Consider the following 18,944-nt stretch of genomic DNA (forward strand, 5'->3'; position numbering starts at 1 on the left):
ATGAACAAAAGCATCGCCTCTATTTTACTGGAAATTGAGGCTGTCATGTTCAAACCTGACCAGCCTTTTACGTGGAGTTCGGGAATTTTATCTCCCATTTATTGCGATAACCGGCTATTAATGTCTTATCCGAATGAGCGGAGAGTTGTCATTAATGCTTTCAGTCAAATGATTCAAGATACGTATCCGGAAGCGGAATGTCTTGCGGCGACCGCTACTGCCGGAATTCCTCATGCAGCTTGGCTGAGCGAGCAGCTGCAGCTGCCGATGGTATATGTGCGATCGGGCAAGAAAAAACACGGCAAAGGCAATCAAATCGAGGGGAAGATGTCAAAAGGAACGAAAGTGGTCGTCATTGAGGATTTGATTTCAACCGGCGGTTCCGCGATTGAAACGGCTGAGGTGCTTCGGGATTACGGAGCGGAAGTTTCCGGTATTGCGGCGATTTTTTCCTACGGACTTCCGAAAGCGAAACAAAACAGTGAAAAGCACCGGATAAAAATGACGACACTGACAGCTTATGATGAATTAATTGAAGCGGCCGTCAGCGGCGAATATATCGAAGCGGCGGAATTGGATTCCCTAAGAGCGTGGCGAAAAGCGCCGGAAAAATGGGCATAACAAAAACTCCGGAAAAGTCTGGCTTTTCCGGAGTTTTTGTTTAAGAACGGGCTTTTTCTTCGGTGGCGCGCCGGCGCATCGTTTGAACAAGCTGCTCGTCCGGATTCACAAACAAGGTTGTCTGCTGATCGTATGTGACAAATCCCGGTTTGGCCCCGTTCGGTTTTTTTACATGCCGAATCAGCGTATAATCAACGGGAACTTGACCGGACATTCGCCCTTTGCTGAAGTAAGCAGCTAATTGCGCCGCTTCGATCAACGTTTCTTGATCATAGTCTGTGCTGCGAATTAACACATGCGAGCCCGGAATATCTTTCGTGTGCAGCCATGTATCATCTTGGCGGGCAAGCCGCATCGTTAAATATTCGTTTTGTTTATTATTTTTGCCGACGTATACCTCGGTACCCGACGAAGAAACGTACCGTTCAACTTGCGGTTTAGCCGGCTTCTTTTTCGCCTTTTTTTTCGAAGCCCGCTGCTTTAAATACCCTTCTTGCTCAAGCTCTTCGCGGATATCTTCTAAATCTTTCGTTGACGCCTGTTCCATTTGCTGCAGCAAGTTATCGAGATAAGACATTTCTTTTTTTGCTTCGCGTATTTGTTTTTTAACATGTTTGGCCGCGGCCAACAGTTTGCGGTATTTTTTAAACAGAGCCTGTGCATTCTCCGGGCCGCTTTTTTGCGGATCGAGCGCGATCGTCAGCGAGCCTTGATCGGGATCGTAATAATCAATCACGTCTACTTCCGTATCCCCGGGAGAGATTAAATGAATATGCGCGGTCAGCAATTCGCCTTGTTTTTGATAGTCCTCCGCCTTTTCTGTATCAGCCAATGTTGCGGTCAGTTTTGCAATTTTATTTTTGTTTTTCTCATATTCGTTGCGGACAAACCGCTCTAAATCGTGGGCGCGCTGTCTGACCCGGTCGCGTTCTGCTTTGTCTTCGTAGTATTGGTCGAGCATTGCTTGCATCGATGAGAAAACGACGGTTTCGCCCGCGGCGTGCGTCAGCGCTATGACCGAAAACAGCTCTTTATTGCCGTCGCTTACAATGTTTGGCGTGAAATCCCTTTTTGCGAGCGGTTCGATCACGTCGGTGAACGCTTTCGGCAGCGTCTCTTGGTTTACGAGGCCGGCCCGGTGCATAATTTCTTTAATCGTCTGCGGGGAGAGGCCTTCAAACGTTTGTAAAAGCTGCTTGTCAATTTTTCCGCGATTGTAATCGATTTTACGCCGGACGACGGTTTCGTCCGATTCTAACGGGTTAAGCTTGCCTTGGTGCGGCGGATCGACATACGCTTTGCCGGGCAGTACAGTCCGGTATTGTGACAGCGAGGGCGGAATGTGCTTAATGCTGTCAATAATGGTGTTATTTTCTGCATCGATGAGCATCAAATTACTGTGCCTTCCCATCAGTTCCAGCGTCAATTTTTTGTATGAAACATCCCCCAGCTCATTGCGTCCTTTAAAGGAAAAGGTGACGATCCGTTCCAGCCCCTGCTGTTCAATCGATTCGAGAATACTACCTTCAAGATGTTTTCGAAGCACCATCGCAAACATCGGCGGTTCCTTCGGGTTCTCAAATTTCAGCGACGTCAGGTGAAACCTGGCAAAATTCGGATTGACGGAAAAAAACAGCGTATGGTTTTTTCCGGCAGCGCGGACGGTGACGGTGAGGTCGGTCGGATAAGGCTGATGAATTTTCGTGATTCGTCCGGATTGAATCGTTTCGCTTAGTTCATGTGTTACGGCTCGGGTGACGGTGCCGTCAAAAGACATTCGTTCACCACCTCGGCTTTCTTTTCATCGTCATCAATTGCTGATGCTCGTTCTATTATAACAGACCTGTTCAGCCGGTTAAATTGCGGACAAAAACGGCTTAACAGAGGGAATTTCTGTTTCTCCCTTGTTGTAGCATAAAAAATTGTATAAAATGAGCATGTGGATGTGATAAGAATGTTGAAGAGTATGACAGGATTTGGCCGATCTGTAAAGGAAATTGACCGCGGTCAAGTCACAGTCGAAATGAGAGCGGTAAATCATCGTTTTTCAGAAGTGAACATGCGCCTTCCGCGGCAATTGTTCTTTATCGAAGACAGGCTGAAAAAGACGATCGCTGCCAAAATTCAGCGCGGCAAAGTTGACGCGTACGTTAATATTGCCGGGCAAGACCTCGGCGGACGGGAACTGCAAGTGGATTGGGAGCTGTTCAACAGGTATTATGAAACATTTGAGCGAATGGCGGAAAAGACAGTTGCTGCAGAAGCCTTTCCGATTGACCGGCTGCTTTTGCACGACGAGGTTGTCACTGTCAAAGAAACGGAAGATATTTCTGCTGAACTCGTCACGGCGGTGGAAGAAGTGACGGCTGAAGCGGCCGAGCATCTCGCTGAAATGCGCGAGCATGAAGGGGCGGAGCTGTGCGCAGATATTAAGCGCCGGCTTGACACATTTGAGGGGCTGATGAGCCGTATGCACAGCTTGAGTCCGGATGTACAGGCGGCGTATCGGGACCGCTTGCAGCGGCGAATGGAAGAGCTTCTTGCTGAATTCGGCGAAACGGATGAACAGCGGCTCATGACTGAAGTGGCCGTTCATGCCGAAAAGACAGATTTCCAAGAAGAACTGACACGAATGGACAGCCATGTCAAACAGTTTCGTGACATATTGCAAAGTACAGAACCTGTCGGACGTAAACTCGACTTTTTAATGCAGGAACTGAACCGGGAGGTCAATACGATCGGTTCAAAAGCAGGACATTTAGAAGTTAATCAGCTTGTTGTCGAGATGAAAGCTGAGCTGGAAAAAATCCGTGAACAAATCCAAAATGTCGAATAAAACAAACTGATCCATTACTAAATAACAACAGGGTGCAACATGTCCATCGTAAAATGGAACAATGAATTGACAAAGGAGTTATTTCTAATGAATCCGGATATTAAACTAATAAATATCGGTTTTGGCAACATCGTCTCAGCCAATCGCATCATTTCAATCGTAAGCCCGGAATCCGCGCCAATCAAACGGATTATTTCTGATGCCCGGGACCGCAACATGCTCGTTGATGCTACATACGGCCGCCGGACGAGAGCGGTCATCATTGCTGACAGCGATCACGTTATTTTGTCTGCCGTGCAGCCGGAAACCGTTGCTCAGCGTGTAATTACAAGTAAAGACGAGGCGAACGAAGACTGAACGCAAGAGAGTTTCTTGATACACGTATAAAATGATGAGCCACCGTATAGATTCGACGGTGGCTTTACACATGATTTTTCGTTGAACTGCTGTTGTCAGAAGTGAAATCATGTTAGACTGAAGAAATGAAAAGGACGCGGAGGTAAAGACATCTATGAAACGAGAAAAAGGACTGTTGATTGTATTATCCGGCCCGTCTGGTGTCGGAAAAGGGACCGTGTGCGGCGCGCTCAGAAAAGAAGATACCGATATCCGCTACTCTGTTTCAGCGACGACACGCGCTCCGAGAGAAGGAGAAGCGGAAGGCGTCAATTATTTTTATAAGTCGAAAGCTGAGTTTGAGCGGATGATTCAAGACGGGGAACTGCTCGAGTATGCGCAGTACGTTGAAAATTACTACGGCACGCCGCGAAGTTATGTTGAGGATATGCTTGCGGCCGGCCATGACGTGATTTTGGAAATTGAAGTTCAAGGAGCGCTCCAAGTTAAAGAGACGTTTCCGGAAGGCGTGTTTATTTTCCTCATGCCGCCAAGTTTAAATGAATTGCGCAGCCGGATTGAAGAACGCGGGACGGAAACAGCGGATTTAATCGATAATCGCATGACGGTTGCGAAAGAAGAAATCGACTTAATGGACAAATACGACTATGTCGTTGAAAACGATGAAGTTGAGTCGGCAGTTGAACGAATCAAAGCGATTGTGACAGCTGAAAATTGTAAAAAGGACCGTTTGATCCATTTATATAAAAGTCTTGTAGAGGAGTGAGCATATGTTAAACCCATCGATCGACTCGCTTATGGAAAAAATCAATTCAAAATACACCCTTGTGACAATCTCTGCCCGCCGAGCGAGACAGCTCCGCGACGAGCCGGAAACCGAAAATCCGAATGTTGATGCTAAATCACCGAACCTAGTCGGACAAGCGCTTGAAGAAATTGATCATCGCGAATTGACATACAAAAAAAGCTCTTTAACAGAAGAAACGTCCTAAACAGGGCGTTTCAAGGTGTAGACAAACTATTATTTTGACGTAAGCCATGAATCCACTACCCTCCACTTGCCCCGGGCAAGGACTCAGCTAGTATTCGGCGGCCTCAGGCCGCCGAATACGGATCTTCGTCTCTTGCTTTCCCGGAGGCGTCGGAGGAGTGGATGCATGGCTTCTTTTTTATCAATAAACTCGCTTCAAAAAAGAGGATGACCCAGCATCCCGGCTTTCTCCTTCGGGATAGCGAGACAGACGAGACCCTGCAGGGCATCAGCCCGAAGCGGCTCGGCGCTCGCCCGCGGAAAGAAGCCGGAGGATGCGTAGTCATCCGTTCCTTTTAACAGGACATCTAACGATGGCATGATTTTGTCAACACTCTGAAACGTCCTAAACAGGGCGTTTCTTTCTTTTTTTGTTCAGATCATTCAATCTGTATTATAATGAACAGCAAGATCGATTAAGCTGGAGGGGTATAGATGTCAGAAAAAAAACATATATTGCTCTGTGTCACAGGCGGGATCGCTGTTTTTAAAGCGGCGGCCTTAACAAGCAAACTTACACAGGACGGCTATCAAGTGAAAGTGGTCATGACAGAATCAGCTCGTGAATTCGTTACGCCGCTTACGTTTCAAGCGCTGTCGAGAGAGGTCGTTTATGAAAATACGTTTTATGAACCGGATCCGTCCTCGATTGCGCATATCGATATAGCAGATTGGGCGGATTTGGTTGTCATTGCGCCTGCAACAGCAAACATCATCGGGAAGTTGGCGCACGGGCTGGCTGATGATATGGTGTCGACGACTTTGCTTGCGTCGACAGCGCCGGTTATGATTGCTCCGGCAATGAACGTGCACATGTATGCTCATCCGGCTGTAACGAGAAACCTGACGGCGTTAAAAGAGATGGGCTGCGAATTTATCGAACCGGATGAAGGGTATTTAGCGTGCGGTTATTCCGGCAAAGGCCGTATGGCCGAACCGGAAGATCTGCACGCGATGATCGATCATCATTTTATTCGCCGCGCCAACCCGCAATGGCACGGATTAAAAGTCCTCGTAACCGCGGGGCCGACACAAGAAAAAGTTGACCCGGTCCGGTTTGTCTCAAATCGCTCGTCCGGCAAAATGGGATTTGCAATCGCAGAAGAAGCCGCTGCCCGCGGAGCGGACGTGACGCTCATTGCCGGACCGGTCGGTCTGCCGGATCCGCACGGTGTCAAACGCGTTGATGTGACTTCAGCGGCAGAGATGTATGAACAAGTTCATCAATATTACGGCAGTCAAGACGTGGTGATCAAAGCTGCGGCCGTGTCTGATTACCGGCCGGCTAACGTTGCCGAACAGAAGGTGAAAAAATCAGATGATGGCTGGACGCTGCCGCTCGAACGCACCGCAGATATTTTACAGTCGCTCGGGGCGGCGAAAAAGGGACAATACTTGGTAGGTTTCGCGGCTGAATCGGAACATATCGAATATTACGCGAAGAAAAAGCTCAGTGAAAAAGGATTGGATTTAATTGCAGCAAATTCGATTGTAGCAGAAGGCAGCGGCTTTGACGGGGACACGAATGCATTAATGCTTTATGACCGGGACGGAAACGAGGTGGAGATCCGTTTGACGGCGAAACGGGCCGCAGCAAAACAGCTGCTTGACGCCGTTCAAGTGCGGATGGGGGCGGAAAAATGATTGCCCGGACGATTGTTGATGTGCCGGCGAGCCAGACGGACCGGGTGTTTGACTATGCCGTGCCCGAAGAATTTGAACATTTGATTAAACCGGGTATCCGTGTTTATGTCCCGTTTGGACCGAGGAAGATTCAAGGGTTTGTTTTGGAGTTGACGGATACTACCGATGTTCCGGCGGGAAAACTGCGGGAAATCAGCCGCCTCGTCGATTTGACCCCTCCGCTGACAAACGAGTTAATGATGCTTGCGGATTGGCTGAAAGACCAGACATTGTCTTATCATATTTCTGCGCTGCAAGTGATGCTTCCGGCAGCCATGCGGGCATCTTACAGAAAAAATGTTGTCATCGCTGAGGACGCAGAGTTAGCAAACTATTCTGAGGCAATTCTTCGAGTGTTTCAACAAGATGATGGGATCAGCGATTGGGATAAATGGCAGCAAAAGGCGACCAAAGAAGAACGAAAAGAAGTAGCGGCCGGGCTTAGACGGGGAGACTTTCTAGTCACACCGGTTGTCAAATCAAACGAAACGGAAAAAAGGCAAACGGCGGTATACCCAAGCATCAATGCAAAGCTTGAGAACTTAACCGCGAAACAAAAGCTTGTGCTGGATTATATACATAATCTCGGCGATCATCCGGAAGATCATGCTGTTGCGCGCATACTTGAAGCGACCGGCGTCACGCGCTCAATCATTGATGCGCTCGTTAAAAAAGGCGCACTGGAGAAAAAAACCGAAGTTATCCAGCGTGACCCTTACGAAGGAAGAGAGTTTCACGATCAAAAACCGGCGGCGCTCATGCAGGAGCAGACGGAAGCGTTGCAACCGGTTGACGAAGCTGTCCGCTCCGGCCGGGCAGAGACATTTTTATTGCGCGGTGTAACCGGAAGCGGGAAAACGGAGATCTATTTACAGGCGATTGAGTCGGTCTTGCAAAAAGGCGAAGAAGCGATTGTACTCGTTCCGGAAATATCTTTGACGCCGCAGATGGTGACGCGTTTTAAGGGGCGTTTTGGTTCGCGGGTAGCCGTGTTGCACAGCGCTTTATCAAAAGGTGAAAAGTACGATGAATGGCAGCGGATACGCAACAAAGAAGTCGATGTTGCTGTCGGCGCGCGCTCTGCAGTGTTTGCTCCGTTTGAAAACCTCGGAATTATCATTATTGACGAGGAACACGAGGCGAGTTATAAACAAGAAGATGCCCCGCGATATCATGCGAGAGAAGTAGCGATACAGCGCGGCAAACACTACAGCTGTCCGGTTGTTTTAGGCAGCGCCACACCGTCGCTCGAAAGTTTTGCCAGAGCGAAAAAGGGTGTGTACCGGTTATTGACGATGGAAAAACGGGTCAACGATGTCAAAATGCCCGATGTTTCCGTCATTGATATGCGTGAAGAGTTGCGCTCGGGAAACCGCTCAATGTTTTCCGAAACGATGATCGACGCAATTCAAACGAGAATCGAAAAAAACGAACAGGCAGTCCTTTTTTTAAACCGAAGAGGTTACTCAACGTTTATTATGTGCCGGGATTGCGGTTATGTTGCCGAATGCCCCCACTGTGATATTTCGCTGACGTATCATTCTTCACAGCGAAAGCTCCAATGTCATTATTGCGGCTACAGTCATACCATCCCCACACTGTGTCCCGAATGCGAAAGCGAATCGATCCGGTTTTTCGGCACGGGCACACAAAAAGTGGAAGAGGCTCTGCGCGAGGTATTCCCTGATATCCGCGTGATCCGTATGGATGTAGATACAACTTCGCGGAAAGGCTCTCATGAAAAGCTGCTCGAAGCTTTCGGCAATAAAGAAGCCGATGTGCTTCTTGGCACGCAGATGATCGCCAAAGGTCTCGATTTTCCTGATATAACGCTTGTCGGAATTCTTGCTGCCGATTCGATGCTGCACCTGCCGGACTTTCGCGCAAGTGAACGGACGTTTCAGCTTTTAACGCAGGTGAGCGGTCGGGCCGGCCGGCACAAACGGCCGGGTGAAGTGCTCGTACAAACTTACACGCCGGAGCATTTCAGTATTCAGCATGTGAAAGAGCACGATTTTCTGTCTTTTTTTGACGATGAAATGCGCGTACGCAAAGCGGGCGGCTATCCGCCGTATTTCTTTTTAACGCTCGTGCACGTCAGTGCTGAAGATCTTGAATATACTGTGCAAGTAACAGACCGGATCGCCCGCTTTCTGCGTGAACATTTAAGCGGCCAAACGCTTGTGTATGGCCCCGTTGCCTCGCAGATTCCGCGGATCAAAGATAGATATCGTTATCAATGCATGATAAAATATAAAGTTGAACCAAAGTTGACGGAAACACTGCAAACAATGATGAAAACATTCGAAGGTGAATTGAATCGATCCGATTTAGCGATCGTGATCGATACGAACCCGAATATGATGCTGTAAGAATGGAGAGATCAATCATGAAAATCGTGTTTATGGGGACGCCGGATTTTTCTGTTCCAATATTACGGGGGTTGGTGACTGACGGCTGGCAAGTGCCGCTCGTTGTGACGCAGCCAGACCGGCCGAAAGGACGAAAGAAAACGATGACTCCGCCTCCGGTAAAAGAAGAAGCACAGCGGCTGGGGATCGACGTCTATCAGCCGGAAAAAATCGCCGATAGAGACGCGGCTGCCCGGGTGCTTGAAACAGAACCTGACATTATCGTAACAGCTGCGTTCGGGCAGATTTTACCGCGGGCCATTCTTGATGCTCCACCGCACGGCTGCATTAATGTTCATGCTTCATTGCTGCCGAAATACCGCGGAGGCGCACCGATTCACCGATCTGTGATCAACGGTGAAAACGAAGCCGGCATTACGATCATGTATATGGTGGAAAAACTTGACGCAGGAGCGATGCTTTCGCGGCAATCGATACCGATTGAAGCGGAAGATACCGCAGGATCCATGCACGATAAGCTGTCTGTACTCGGAAAAGATTTATTGCTAGAGACCCTTCCGAAGCTGATCAACGGAGAAATCAACCCGGAAGAACAGGACGAACAGCAGGCGACGTTTGCGCCGAATATCAAGAAAGAAGATGAACGGTTAAACTGGTCTAAGCCGGCAGCGGCTGTTTACAATCAAATTCGCGGCCTTTCGCCGTGGCCGGTTGCGTATACAACTGTCAACGGTGAACGAATCAAAATTTGGCAGGCGTCTTTACTGGACGCTGCTGCTGAAAAAGAACCGGGAACCGTCACTGCAGCCGGGCCGGACGGAATTGATGTCGTTTGCGGAGACGGCCGGCAAGTTCGTTTGCTGACCCTGCAGCCTGCAGGAAAAAATCAAATGAATGCCGAAACGTTTTTAAACGGAAAAGGAAGCACGTGGGAAATCGGTATGAAATTAGGAGAAAACTAAATGGCACAACATTCTGCATATAATGTCCGTGAAGCGGTGCTTGACATATTGCTTCACGTGAAAAAAAACCAAGGATACAGCAACGTGTTAATCGATCGGACAGTGAAAGAAAAAAAACTTGCCAGCGTCGATGTTCCGCTTTTAACGGAAATTGTGTACGGCACGATTCAGTATGAGAAAACGCTCGATTACTATATAAATGCTTTTTTGACTCAGCCGCCGGAAAAATTAAACGATTGGGTACGCGCGCTTTTACGTTTATCTGTATATCAATATGTGTATCTCGACAGGGTTCCTGATCATGCGATTATTAATGAAGCGGTGAATATTGCTAAAAAGCGCGGACATAAAGGGATTTCCGGCATGGTTAACGGTATACTGCGTTCGATCATGCGCGAAGAATTACCGTCGCTCGATGCGATTGAAGATCCGTCAGAACGTCTTGCGGTTAAAACGAGCCATCCGTTTTGGCTGATTGAGCGCTGGATCGAGCAATTCGGCAAGGAAAAAGCGGCGGAAATTGCAGCGAATAATTTAAACTACCCGATTACATCGGCAAGAGTCAACACGACAAAAACGACGCGCGAAAAATTGATTCGCGAACTGGCAGAAGAAGGGGTTGAAGCTGAAGCGAGCCCGCTAGTTGAAAATGCGGTTCGAATCCGTAACGGCGTGCTGACAAAAACAGCTGCATTTCATAACGGCTATGTTTCCTTGCAAGATGAAGGGTCGATGTTGACAGCTTTGTTATTGAATCCTCTTCCGGGCGAACGAATTCTTGATGCGTGTGCAGCGCCGGGAGGCAAATCAGCATGTATGGCTGAAAGAATGGACGACACCGGTGAAATTATCAGCGTTGATATTCAACAAAATAAAGTCAAACATATTACTGAACAAAAGAAGCGGCTCGGCTTGTCGATCATTACTGCTCATGCCGGTGATGCCCGCCGCCTCTCTGATGTGTATGAACCGGAGTCATTTGACGGCATTTTAGTCGATGCGCCGTGTTCCGGATTCGGCGTTATTCAACGCAAGCCGGATATTAAATGGGCGAAGGAGAAAGAAGATATCGAGCGTTTAGCTGCGGTACAAGCGGACATTCTCGATGCTGTTTGGCCGCTGTTGAAAAAGGGCGGGCGTCTTGTTTACAGCACATGCACGATCGATCTTGAAGAAAACAGCCGGCAAGTCGAAGCCTTTCTGTCAAGACAGCGAGACGCTTTCATTTCAGGACATGCAGAAGAACGTCTGCCCGAGCCCGTCTTGGCAACGGCCGTTCGTTACAGCGAGGGAGTTCAGCTGTTTGCGGGAGAATTCGGGACTGACGGTTTTTTCATGTCGCTTATTGAAAAAAGCAGCGGTTAATCATGACAGAGAAAAGAAAAGAGGGTGGATGATGAAAGGTATTTTTCGATCAGATAAAGGAAGAGTTCGCGCTCATAATGAAGATAATGGTTTTTTTTCCGATACGGAAAACAGTACAGTCTTGGCAGCTGTAGCAGACGGCATGGGCGGGCATCAAGCCGGTGATGTTGCTAGCGGCATCGCGATCGAACATGTGAAAAAAGCTTGGCAAAATCGTGCTGAAGAGCTCCGGGCAAAAAATTGCGGAGAATGGCTGAAAGAAACGATTCAGGGTGCCAACGAGGCGATTATCCGCACTTCTCTTGACCAGCCGCAATACGGCGGCATGGGAACGACATTGATCGCAGCTGCAGCCGAAGAATCGGACGTAACGATCGCCAATGCAGGCGACTCGCGAATGTATTATTATTCTGCTTCTCAAGCTGATCTCCGCTTAGTGACGAGTGATCATTCTGTCCCGGGAGAAATGGTGAAAAAAGGGCATATTACACAAGAAGAGGCAGAGGTGCATCCGCAAAAAAATATTCTTACGAATGCGCTCGGCACCGATTGGCAGATTAATGTTGATCTCGAACAGATGATTTGGGACGCAGGCGATATTATCTTGCTCTGCTCTGACGGTTTAAGTGATAAACTCGGCCTTGAAGATATACAAAAGCTATTGGCCGAAGAAACGCCGATTGAAAAAAAAGCTGACGAAATGGTTAAGCTGGCAAACGCCCGCGGCGGCGAAGATAATATCACCGTTTTGATGTTGGAAAATCGCCCGAAGGGTGGGGCCGGGAATGATTGAGAAACGCGTCAACGACCGTTATGAAATTATTCGTTCCATCGGAGCGGGAGGCATGGCGGATGTTTATTTGGCAAGGGATTTAATTCTTGACCGTGATGTTGCCGTCAAAGTTCTTAAAGAGCAATTTTCAAACGATGATGAATTCATCCGCCGCTTTCGCCGGGAAGCAAAGTCAGCGACAAGTTTATCGCATCCGAATGTTGTTTCGATATTTGATGTAGGTGAAGAAGATGACGAATATTTTATCGTTATGGAATACGTTGACGGAATGACATTGAAAGAATATATTCAGCAATACGGACGTCTATCTGCAGTTGAGTCGATGAGAATCCTCGACCAGCTGACGTCGGCTGTCGGACATGCTCACGATAATCAAATTGTTCACCGAGATCTTAAACCGCAAAATATTTTAATCCGTCATGACGGAACCGCAAAAGTGACGGATTTCGGCATTTCCCGAGCGATCAGTGACGCGACGATCACACACACGAACTCGGTGCTCGGCTCTGTTCATTATTTATCGCCTGAACAGGCGAAAGGCGGCTTTGTCACTTATCAATCAGATCTGTATGCACTCGGTGTAATCGGTTATGAGATGTTAAGCGGCGACGTTCCTTTTTCGGGAGATACAGCCGTGTCAATTGCGATCAAACATTTGCAAGAACCGATCCCGAGTCTAAGGGAAATGGATACAAGCATTCCGCAAAGCGTCGAAAATATCATTATCAGATCAACCGCGAAAGATGCAGCGGACCGTTATCGAAATGCTGCACAGATGAACGAAGATGTTGTTACCGCCTTGAACCCGGAACGGTTGCATGAAGCGGCGCTTCCCATCGTCATGAACGACTCTAACATAACAAAAGCAGTTCCGATTATCGGCGGGACGAAAAACGTTGAGGATAAGACGATTGTGCCGGGCAATTCACACCAGTTATCAGCAGATGAAAGACAAGCATCATCATTACATACGAATAAGGCTCATGAAAAACCAGACCGAAAAGCAATGTGGCTTAAGCTCGGCGCCTTAGGTGCCGGAGCGGCAGTCGTCATTTTGTTTCTGGCATTTTATTTCATTCCGAGCTGGCTTCATGTTGACGAAGTGACGATACCGGATAACCTGATCGGAATGCATTATGAAGAAGCGGAAGAAATACTGACTGAAGATCTTCAGCTTGAAGTTGAAACTGAGCGCCGTTTTGACGATGAGATCGAGGAAGATCATGTCGTGTCTCACAATCCTGATGCCGGTCACTCCGTTAAAGTCGGCGCTTTGATTACACTCGTTGTCAGTGACGGGATGGAGCCGGTTGAAATGGATGAACTGACCGGTGTCAACCGCGGCGAAGCCGAAGACCAGCTCGATGAATTTGCCGAAGTTGAGGTTGACTTCGAAGAAACGTATGAATCAAAAGATGATACCGTGATGCAGCAGGAGCCCGCACCGGGTGAGGCGGTGATCCCGGCAGAAACATCTGTAAAGCTTACCGTGAGCGAAACGCCCGAGTATACAATGGATAATCTCCGCGGGATGACAAGAGACGAAATCGTCAGTGCGATCGGAAGCGAACCGCTGCTCGATTTTACATTTGAAGACGAACCGCATGAACGGATCCCTGAAGGAGAAGCTTTTGAGCAAGATCCTCAGCGCGGTGAAACGATTAATGAACCAACGACAGTGGAGGTCGTTTTCTCTGAAGGTCCGGAAGAAGACGAAGAAAATGAAGAAAATGCGAACGGGAGCGAAAATAATCAGAACGAAAATAATGAAGAGGAAGTAATCTCCGGAACGGTGCCGTTTTCCGTCTCGGTTCCCGATGAGGAAGAGAACAATGACAACGAATTTGATGTAGTTATTTCCGTTGCTGATGACAAAAGCGATGAGCCGGAAGAAGAAATCACAGAAGAAGTTACGGAAGATACCGAATACGATGTACCGATGAGTTTGTATCCGGGAGAAACAGGCAGACTGATATTAGAGGTCGACGGCGAAGAGTTTGCTGATTCGCCTTACGAATTCGCTGCGGAAGACATCGAGCAGTAAAAGAGGAGGTTTGCATGGAAAAAGGCCGGATTATAAAAGCGTTGAGCGGGTTTTACTATGTTGAGAATAACGAAGGGGTTTTCCAATGCCGCGCGCGCGGCGTTTTTCGCAAACGGAAAATCGTTCCGCTCGTCGGTGATACGGTGATGTTTGAAGCGGCAAATAAAACAGAAGGTTATATTATGGAAGTGAAAGAGCGGTCGAATGAGCTTGTCCGCCCGCCGATTGCCAATGTAGAGCAAGCGGTGCTCGTTTTTTCTGTCGCTGATCCGGTTTTTCATCCGCTGCTTTTGGACCGGATGCTCGTACACGTTGAATCACGCAGGATTGAACCGTTGATTTGTTTCAGCAAATTAGATCTGGCTGATCCCAGTGTGCAGGCGAACATCGCCCGTTTTGAACAATGGTATAAAGAGATCGGTTATCAAGTGCTGAAAACCTCGATCTATACCGAAGAGACGTTAAAAACCGTCTACCCTTATTTAGAAAATAAAGTAACGGTCCTCGCCGGTCAGTCAGGTGTCGGAAAATCATCTTTATTGAATGCGCTGAAGCCGGGGTTGAATATTAAAACGGATGAAACGTCGAAAAGCCTCGGGCGGGGAAAGCATACAACGAAACACGTCGAACTCATTCCGTTGGAAAACGGCGGTTATGTCGCTGATACTCCGGGATTCAGTTCGCTGGATTTTACCGGCATTGAGGCGGAAGAGTTAACGCTCTATTTCCCGGAGATGGAGCAAAGAAGAGAATTTTGTAAGTTCCGCGGATGTTTGCACGTAAATGAACCGTCGTGTGCCGTTAAAACGGCCGTTCGGGACGGCGAGGTTGCTCAGCACCGCTATGATCATTATTTGCAGTTTATTGAAGAAATCCAACAGACAAAACGGAGGTATTAAGATGACCAAAATTGCACCGTCTATCCTTGCAGCCGATTTTTCAAAACTGGGCGCAGAAATTGCAGATGTCGAACAGGGAGGGGCCGATTATATTCATGTCGATGTGATGGACGGACATTTCGTTCCGAACATTACAATCGGTCCGCTGATCGTTGAGGCAGTCCGCCCGCATACCTCTCTGCCGCTTGATGTCCATTTAATGATCGAAAATCCGGATCAGTATATCCCGCAGTTTCGTGATGCCGGCGCAGATATTATCAGTGTGCACGTTGAAGCGTGTCCGCATCTGCACCGGACGGTTCACCTGATTAAAGAAACAGGAGCGAAAGCGGGAGTTGTATTGAATCCGCATACACCGGTAAGTATGATCGAACACGTTATCAATGATGTCGATTTAGTGTTGCTGATGACCGTTAACCCCGGATTTGGCGGACAGTCGTTTATTGATGCTGTCTTGCCGAAAATTTCCCAAGTAAGACAGATGGCTGAAAAGCTCGGTTTAGAGATTGATATTGAGGTTGACGGCGGTGTGAAAACAGCGACAGCAAAAAAATGTGCAGATGCCGGCGCGAATGTTCTTGTCGCCGGGTCTTCGGTTTTCGGGCAAGCTGACCGTAAAAAAGCGCTTGAGGATTTGCGCACAAGCTTGTAGAATGAAACGACAATATGAGCCACGAGGGGAGTCCGAAATGGGCTGAGAGGAAGCGCTGAGCTTCGACCCTAAGAACCTGTAAGTTCATGCTTGCGCAGGGATGTGGACCTGACTGTCAGCTTGTTTGTCATGACGATGACTGCATCAGTCAGGGGCATCTCCTTTCTGTGGTTCCACTTTGAAAGGAGTTTTTTTAATGAGAAATCGCCGAACATTAATTATGGCAGAAGTGTCAATGATGACAGCGGCGGCAATTATTTTGGATTTATTGACGTTTCTGCGTTTTTGGCCGCAAGGGGGATCAGTATCTTTAGCAATGGTTCCTGTGCTCTTAATCGCGTTTCGGCGCGGTTGGAAAGTCGGGCTTGTCACCGGTTTTCTTTACGGGATCGGGAACATGATTTACAATCCGTTTATTGTCCATTGGCTTCAAGCGCTGCTGGATTATCCGCTAGCTTTTATGCTGCTTGGACTGGCAGGAACGGTGCCGATATTTAAACAGTCGGCGAAATGGATGACGGCGTTGTGGTTAATCATCGGCACGTTTTTCGCGGCCGCGCTGCGGTTTGCCGCTCACTTTACCGCCGGGGTGGTTTGGTTCGGAGACTTTGCGCCTGAAGGCACACCTGTTGCGGTGTACACCTTTTTCTATAACCTTTCCTACATTTTGCCGTCAGCCGCTGTGTCGGCTGCTGTGTTAATACTGCTGTATTATGCTGCCCCGAGGCTCTTTACCCCGGACAGCCGCTAATGTTTTTAAACACAAAAAAAGCGCTCGATTGAGCGCTTTTTTTATGATCAGATCGCATTATACGCGAGTAACTTTACCGGATTTTAACGCTTTTGCGGAAACGTAGCAACGCTTAGGCTTGCCGTCGACAAGAATTCGAACTTTTTGTACGTTCGCATTCCATCGGCGTTTCGAAGCGTTCATCGCGTGTGAACGGTTGTTACCGGATTTAGGTCCTTTCCCTGTTACAACACATTTGCGTGCCATGGTCATCCCTCCTTAACAACTAACAGTACATACTTTAAACGTATTCTTGATCTCAAATCAGATACTTGGTTATATTAGCATAGCCTTGTTGATAATTCAAGGGTTTTATCGTAAAATATCAAGGTGTTTGCCTTGACAGCGGGCAGATGTAATAGGGATTGGAATTTGCCTTCCGCTTATAGTAAAATAGCGTTAGCCGAGCTAGGAGAATGAAAAGGAGGCGCACGAAATGACGATAGAAATGAAGACGAAATACGGGAATATTGATGTGTCCAAAGATGTTGTTTCGGTTATTGCTGGCGGCGCTGCAGTCGATTGCTACGGAATCGTCGGTATGGCGTCGCAAAAACAGCTGAAAGACGGCATTACCGATTTACTGGGCAAAGAAAATTTCGGCCGCGGCGTCGTGATTCGCGAAGAAGACAATGAACGAGTGCATATTGATATGTATATTATTGTCGGGTACGGAACAAAAATATCTGAAGTCGCGCATAATGTACAGTCGAAAGTGAAATATCAGCTCGAACAGATGCTGGGCCTTAAAGTCGAATCCGTTAATATTTTTATTCAGGGCGTGCGAGTCCTGAATCCGTAATAGATCATTCAGCTCAAGAAGGTTAGGAGGACCACCAGTGGCAATAAATGAAATCGATGGAAAGCTGTTCTCTGACATGTTAGTGTCTGGAGCGAACAACCTTTCTAATCAGGCGCAAAAAATAGATGCACTAAATGTATTTCCCGTTCCGGATGGAGATACCGGTACGAATATGAATTTAACGATCACTTCAGGTGTAAAAGAAGTGAATCAATCGAATGATCCGGAAGTAGGCAAAATCACTTCGGCTTTTGCAAAGGGCTTGTTGATGGGGGCGCGCGGAAACAGCGGCGTGATTTTGTCGCAGCTTTTCCGCGGATTCTCGAAGTCGGTAGAAGGGAAAACCGTCTTAACCGCGAAAGATCTGAGCGCAGCTTTTGAAAACGGCGTGGACATGGCTTATAAAGCGGTGATGAAACCTGTTGAAGGGACGATTTTGACGGTCGCAAAAGATGCGGCAGCGGCTGCCGTGTCATACAGTAAAAAAGATGATGATGTTATCGGTTTAATGAAGGCTGTCAAAACGGAAGCCGAGGCTTCGCTTGAACGAACGCCGGATTTACTCCCGGTGCTTAAAGAAGTCGGAGTAGTTGATTCGGGCGGTCAGGGACTTTTGTCGATTTATGAAGGCTTTTTGTGTGTTCTTGAAGGGGATCATATTTCGGCTGACGGTAAAGAGAACACCCCGTCGATGGAAGAACTCGTAAAATTTGAGCACCATTCTGCTCAAAGCCATATGGCGACGGAAGATATTCAGTTTTCGTACTGTACAGAAGTAATGGTGAAGTTTGATGAGGACAGCCTGCAGCAAAATCCTTACAATGAAGACGACTTTCGTGAGCTGTTGTCACAATACGGCGACTCATTGCTCGTCGTTTCAGATGACGATTTGTTAAAGATTCATATTCATGCAGATTTCCCCGGCGAAGTTATCAATGAAGCGCAAAAGTTCGGTTCGCTTGTAAACATAAAAGCAGAAGACATGCGCGAACAGCACTCAACTATTTTGCAAGAAGACAGCCAAGCATCGCAAAGCCGCGCTTCGCAGCAGCAAGACCCAGAAACGGCGGATTTTGCTGTCATTACTGTCTCAATGGGCCCGGGGATCGCCGATTTGTTTAAAGGGCTCGGCGTGACGAAAGTAATTGAAGGCGGTCAAACGATGAACCCGTCGACAGAAGACTTTTTGAAAGCTATCGATGACTGCCAGGCAAGCCGAGTGATTTTGCTGCCGAACAACAGCAACATTGTGATGGCCGCGCAGCAGGCAGCGGATGTTGCTGATATTGAAGCATCTGTTGTGCCGTCAAAATCTGTTCCGCAAGGATTGGCTTCAATGCTCGGTTTTGACCGGGAAGGAGGTCTTGAAGCCAATGTCGAAGATATGAAAGAGTCGATGCAAGACGTTAAGACCGGCGAAGTCACTTATGCTGTGCGCGACACGGAAATGAGCGGGGTATCGATTAAAAAAGGCGATTACATGGGAATTCAGGAAAAAACGATTCTAAGCAACGGACCGTCTGTTCAGGACGTTGCCCAGCAATTAATCGACGGGATGATCGATGAGTCGAGTGAAATTGTCACCATTATCTATGGAGAAGAACGCAGCAGTTCAGAAGCAGCAGAGCTTGCGGACTATATCGAAGCAAATTATGTAGAAGTAGAAGCGGAAGTGCATAACGGCGGTCAACCTCTTTATTCGTATTTAATCTCTGTGGAATAAAAAATTGCTTTTTTT

Annotated in this window: 19 protein-coding genes and 1 riboswitch; of the genes, 16 read left to right on the forward strand and 3 right to left on the reverse strand. The window is 47.8% G+C overall.

Annotation, left to right across the window (positions count from 1 at the left end):
- Window positions 1-621: an orotate phosphoribosyltransferase gene (gene pyrE / locus EDD67_RS06775; protein WP_121439701.1), complete on the forward strand. Its 621-nt coding sequence runs from the start codon at window positions 1-3 to the stop codon at window positions 619-621.
- Between the two features lie 40 nt (window positions 622-661).
- Here pyrE and EDD67_RS06780 read toward each other — a convergent pair whose 3' ends face one another.
- Window positions 662-2,398: an Rqc2 family fibronectin-binding protein gene (locus EDD67_RS06780; RefSeq protein ID WP_121439700.1), complete on the reverse strand. Its 1,737-nt coding sequence runs from the start codon at window positions 2,396-2,398 to the stop codon at window positions 662-664.
- A gap of 177 nt (window positions 2,399-2,575) precedes the next feature.
- On the opposite strand from EDD67_RS06780, the gene EDD67_RS06785 reads away from it, so the two are divergent.
- From EDD67_RS06785 to rpoZ, 4 genes are all read left to right on the forward strand, one after another.
- Window positions 2,576-3,457 (forward strand): YicC/YloC family endoribonuclease, encoded by an 882-nt coding sequence (locus EDD67_RS06785; RefSeq protein WP_121439699.1) that lies wholly within the window; start codon window positions 2,576-2,578, stop codon window positions 3,455-3,457.
- Window positions 3,458-3,544: 87 nt separating this feature from the next.
- A complete protein-coding gene (remA, locus tag EDD67_RS06790) occupies window positions 3,545-3,814 on the forward strand; it encodes an extracellular matrix/biofilm regulator RemA (RefSeq protein ID WP_121439698.1) in 270 nt (89 codons plus the stop codon).
- Window positions 3,815-3,968: 154 nt separating this feature from the next.
- Window positions 3,969-4,580, forward strand: a complete 612-nt coding sequence (gene gmk, locus EDD67_RS06795) for a guanylate kinase (protein ID WP_093071747.1) — start codon at window positions 3,969-3,971, stop codon at window positions 4,578-4,580.
- Window positions 4,581-4,584: 4 nt separating this feature from the next.
- Window positions 4,585-4,806: a DNA-directed RNA polymerase subunit omega gene (gene rpoZ / locus EDD67_RS06800; protein WP_121439697.1), complete on the forward strand. Its 222-nt coding sequence runs from the start codon at window positions 4,585-4,587 to the stop codon at window positions 4,804-4,806.
- A 194-nt stretch (window positions 4,807-5,000) separates the two neighbouring features.
- Here rpoZ and EDD67_RS13870 read toward each other — a convergent pair whose 3' ends face one another.
- Window positions 5,001-5,165 (reverse strand): hypothetical protein, encoded by a 165-nt coding sequence (locus EDD67_RS13870; protein WP_154718753.1) that lies wholly within the window; start codon window positions 5,163-5,165, stop codon window positions 5,001-5,003.
- Window positions 5,166-5,279: 114 nt separating this feature from the next.
- On the opposite strand from EDD67_RS13870, the gene coaBC reads away from it, so the two are divergent.
- The 9 genes from coaBC to thiT all read left to right on the forward strand — a co-directional run bounded on the left by coaBC (window position 5,280) and on the right by thiT (window position 16,365).
- Window positions 5,280-6,488: a bifunctional phosphopantothenoylcysteine decarboxylase/phosphopantothenate--cysteine ligase CoaBC gene (gene coaBC, locus EDD67_RS06805; protein WP_121439696.1), complete on the forward strand. Its 1,209-nt coding sequence runs from the start codon at window positions 5,280-5,282 to the stop codon at window positions 6,486-6,488.
- Window positions 6,485-8,899 carry a primosomal protein N' gene (gene priA / locus EDD67_RS06810; RefSeq protein WP_121439695.1) on the forward strand — a complete coding sequence of 805 codons (2,415 nt, stop codon included), beginning with the start codon at window positions 6,485-6,487 and terminating at the stop codon, window positions 8,897-8,899. The genes coaBC and priA overlap by 4 nt, the downstream gene beginning before the upstream one ends.
- 14 nt (window positions 8,900-8,913) lie before the next feature.
- A complete protein-coding gene (gene fmt, locus EDD67_RS06815) occupies window positions 8,914-9,861 on the forward strand; it encodes a methionyl-tRNA formyltransferase (protein ID WP_121439843.1) in 948 nt (315 codons plus the stop codon).
- Complete coding sequence (gene rsmB / locus EDD67_RS06820) at window positions 9,862-11,226, forward strand: 16S rRNA (cytosine(967)-C(5))-methyltransferase RsmB (RefSeq protein ID WP_121439694.1); 1,365 nt, start codon at window positions 9,862-9,864, stop codon at window positions 11,224-11,226.
- 31 nt (window positions 11,227-11,257) lie between these two features.
- Window positions 11,258-12,019, forward strand: coding sequence for a Stp1/IreP family PP2C-type Ser/Thr phosphatase (locus tag EDD67_RS06825; RefSeq protein ID WP_158638200.1), 762 nt, complete (start codon window positions 11,258-11,260; stop codon window positions 12,017-12,019).
- The gene (pknB, locus tag EDD67_RS06830) at window positions 12,012-14,063 is read left to right on the forward strand and encodes a Stk1 family PASTA domain-containing Ser/Thr kinase (protein ID WP_121439692.1); all 2,052 of its coding nucleotides are present in this window, start codon (window positions 12,012-12,014) and stop codon (window positions 14,061-14,063) included. Before EDD67_RS06825 ends, pknB begins: the two co-directional genes overlap by 8 nt.
- A 14-nt stretch (window positions 14,064-14,077) precedes the next feature.
- A complete protein-coding gene (rsgA, locus tag EDD67_RS06835; protein WP_121439691.1) occupies window positions 14,078-14,962 on the forward strand; it encodes a ribosome small subunit-dependent GTPase A in 885 nt (294 codons plus the stop codon).
- 1 nt (window position 14,963) lies between these two features.
- Complete coding sequence (rpe, locus tag EDD67_RS06840; RefSeq protein WP_121439690.1) at window positions 14,964-15,614, forward strand: ribulose-phosphate 3-epimerase; 651 nt, start codon at window positions 14,964-14,966, stop codon at window positions 15,612-15,614.
- Between the two features lie 14 nt (window positions 15,615-15,628).
- A riboswitch (TPP riboswitch) is annotated at window positions 15,629-15,732 on the forward strand.
- Window positions 15,733-15,810: 78 nt separating this feature from the next.
- Window positions 15,811-16,365, forward strand: a complete 555-nt coding sequence (gene thiT, locus EDD67_RS06845; protein ID WP_121439689.1) for an energy-coupled thiamine transporter ThiT — start codon at window positions 15,811-15,813, stop codon at window positions 16,363-16,365.
- Between the two features lie 57 nt (window positions 16,366-16,422).
- On the opposite strand, the gene rpmB is transcribed toward thiT, so the two are convergent.
- The gene (gene rpmB / locus EDD67_RS06850) at window positions 16,423-16,611 is read right to left on the reverse strand and encodes a 50S ribosomal protein L28 (RefSeq protein ID WP_093071757.1); all 189 of its coding nucleotides are present in this window, start codon (window positions 16,609-16,611) and stop codon (window positions 16,423-16,425) included.
- Window positions 16,612-16,840: 229 nt separating this feature from the next.
- On the opposite strand from rpmB, the gene EDD67_RS06855 reads away from it, so the two are divergent.
- Both EDD67_RS06855 and EDD67_RS06860 read left to right on the forward strand, forming a co-directional pair.
- Window positions 16,841-17,206, forward strand: coding sequence for an Asp23/Gls24 family envelope stress response protein (locus EDD67_RS06855; RefSeq protein WP_093071758.1), 366 nt, complete (start codon window positions 16,841-16,843; stop codon window positions 17,204-17,206).
- 37 nt (window positions 17,207-17,243) lie between these two features.
- Window positions 17,244-18,929 (forward strand): DAK2 domain-containing protein, encoded by a 1,686-nt coding sequence (locus tag EDD67_RS06860; protein WP_121439688.1) that lies wholly within the window; start codon window positions 17,244-17,246, stop codon window positions 18,927-18,929.
- Window positions 18,930-18,944: the final 15 nt, after the last annotated feature.

The sequence above is a fragment of the Salisediminibacterium halotolerans genome (assembly GCF_003814815.1).
GTDB lineage: Bacteria > Bacillota > Bacilli > Bacillales > Salisediminibacteriaceae > Salisediminibacterium > Salisediminibacterium halotolerans.

Bases quoted from the DNA above. Each gene is read 5' to 3' on its own strand.
- pyrE (WP_121439701.1), top strand. From the start codon at position 1: ATGAACAAAAGCATCGCCTCTATTTTACTGGAAATTGAGGCTGTCATG.
- EDD67_RS06780 (WP_121439700.1), bottom strand. From the start codon at position 2,398: ATGTCTTTTGACGGCACCGTCACCCGAGCCGTAACACATGAACTAAGC.
- EDD67_RS06785 (WP_121439699.1), top strand. From the start codon at position 2,576: ATGTTGAAGAGTATGACAGGATTTGGCCGATCTGTAAAGGAAATTGAC.
- remA (WP_121439698.1), top strand. From the start codon at position 3,545: ATGAATCCGGATATTAAACTAATAAATATCGGTTTTGGCAACATCGTC.
- gmk (WP_093071747.1), top strand. From the start codon at position 3,969: ATGAAACGAGAAAAAGGACTGTTGATTGTATTATCCGGCCCGTCTGGT.
- rpoZ (WP_121439697.1), top strand. From the start codon at position 4,585: ATGTTAAACCCATCGATCGACTCGCTTATGGAAAAAATCAATTCAAAA.
- EDD67_RS13870 (WP_154718753.1), bottom strand. From the start codon at position 5,165: ATGCCATCGTTAGATGTCCTGTTAAAAGGAACGGATGACTACGCATCC.
- coaBC (WP_121439696.1), top strand. From the start codon at position 5,280: ATGTCAGAAAAAAAACATATATTGCTCTGTGTCACAGGCGGGATCGCT.
- priA (WP_121439695.1), top strand. From the start codon at position 6,485: ATGATTGCCCGGACGATTGTTGATGTGCCGGCGAGCCAGACGGACCGG.
- rsmB (WP_121439694.1), top strand. From the start codon at position 9,862: ATGGCACAACATTCTGCATATAATGTCCGTGAAGCGGTGCTTGACATA.
- EDD67_RS06825 (WP_158638200.1), top strand. From the start codon at position 11,258: ATGAAAGGTATTTTTCGATCAGATAAAGGAAGAGTTCGCGCTCATAAT.
- pknB (WP_121439692.1), top strand. From the start codon at position 12,012: ATGATTGAGAAACGCGTCAACGACCGTTATGAAATTATTCGTTCCATC.
- rsgA (WP_121439691.1), top strand. From the start codon at position 14,078: ATGGAAAAAGGCCGGATTATAAAAGCGTTGAGCGGGTTTTACTATGTT.
- rpe (WP_121439690.1), top strand. From the start codon at position 14,964: ATGACCAAAATTGCACCGTCTATCCTTGCAGCCGATTTTTCAAAACTG.
- thiT (WP_121439689.1), top strand. From the start codon at position 15,811: ATGAGAAATCGCCGAACATTAATTATGGCAGAAGTGTCAATGATGACA.
- rpmB (WP_093071757.1), bottom strand. From the start codon at position 16,611: ATGGCACGCAAATGTGTTGTAACAGGGAAAGGACCTAAATCCGGTAAC.
- EDD67_RS06855 (WP_093071758.1), top strand. From the start codon at position 16,841: ATGACGATAGAAATGAAGACGAAATACGGGAATATTGATGTGTCCAAA.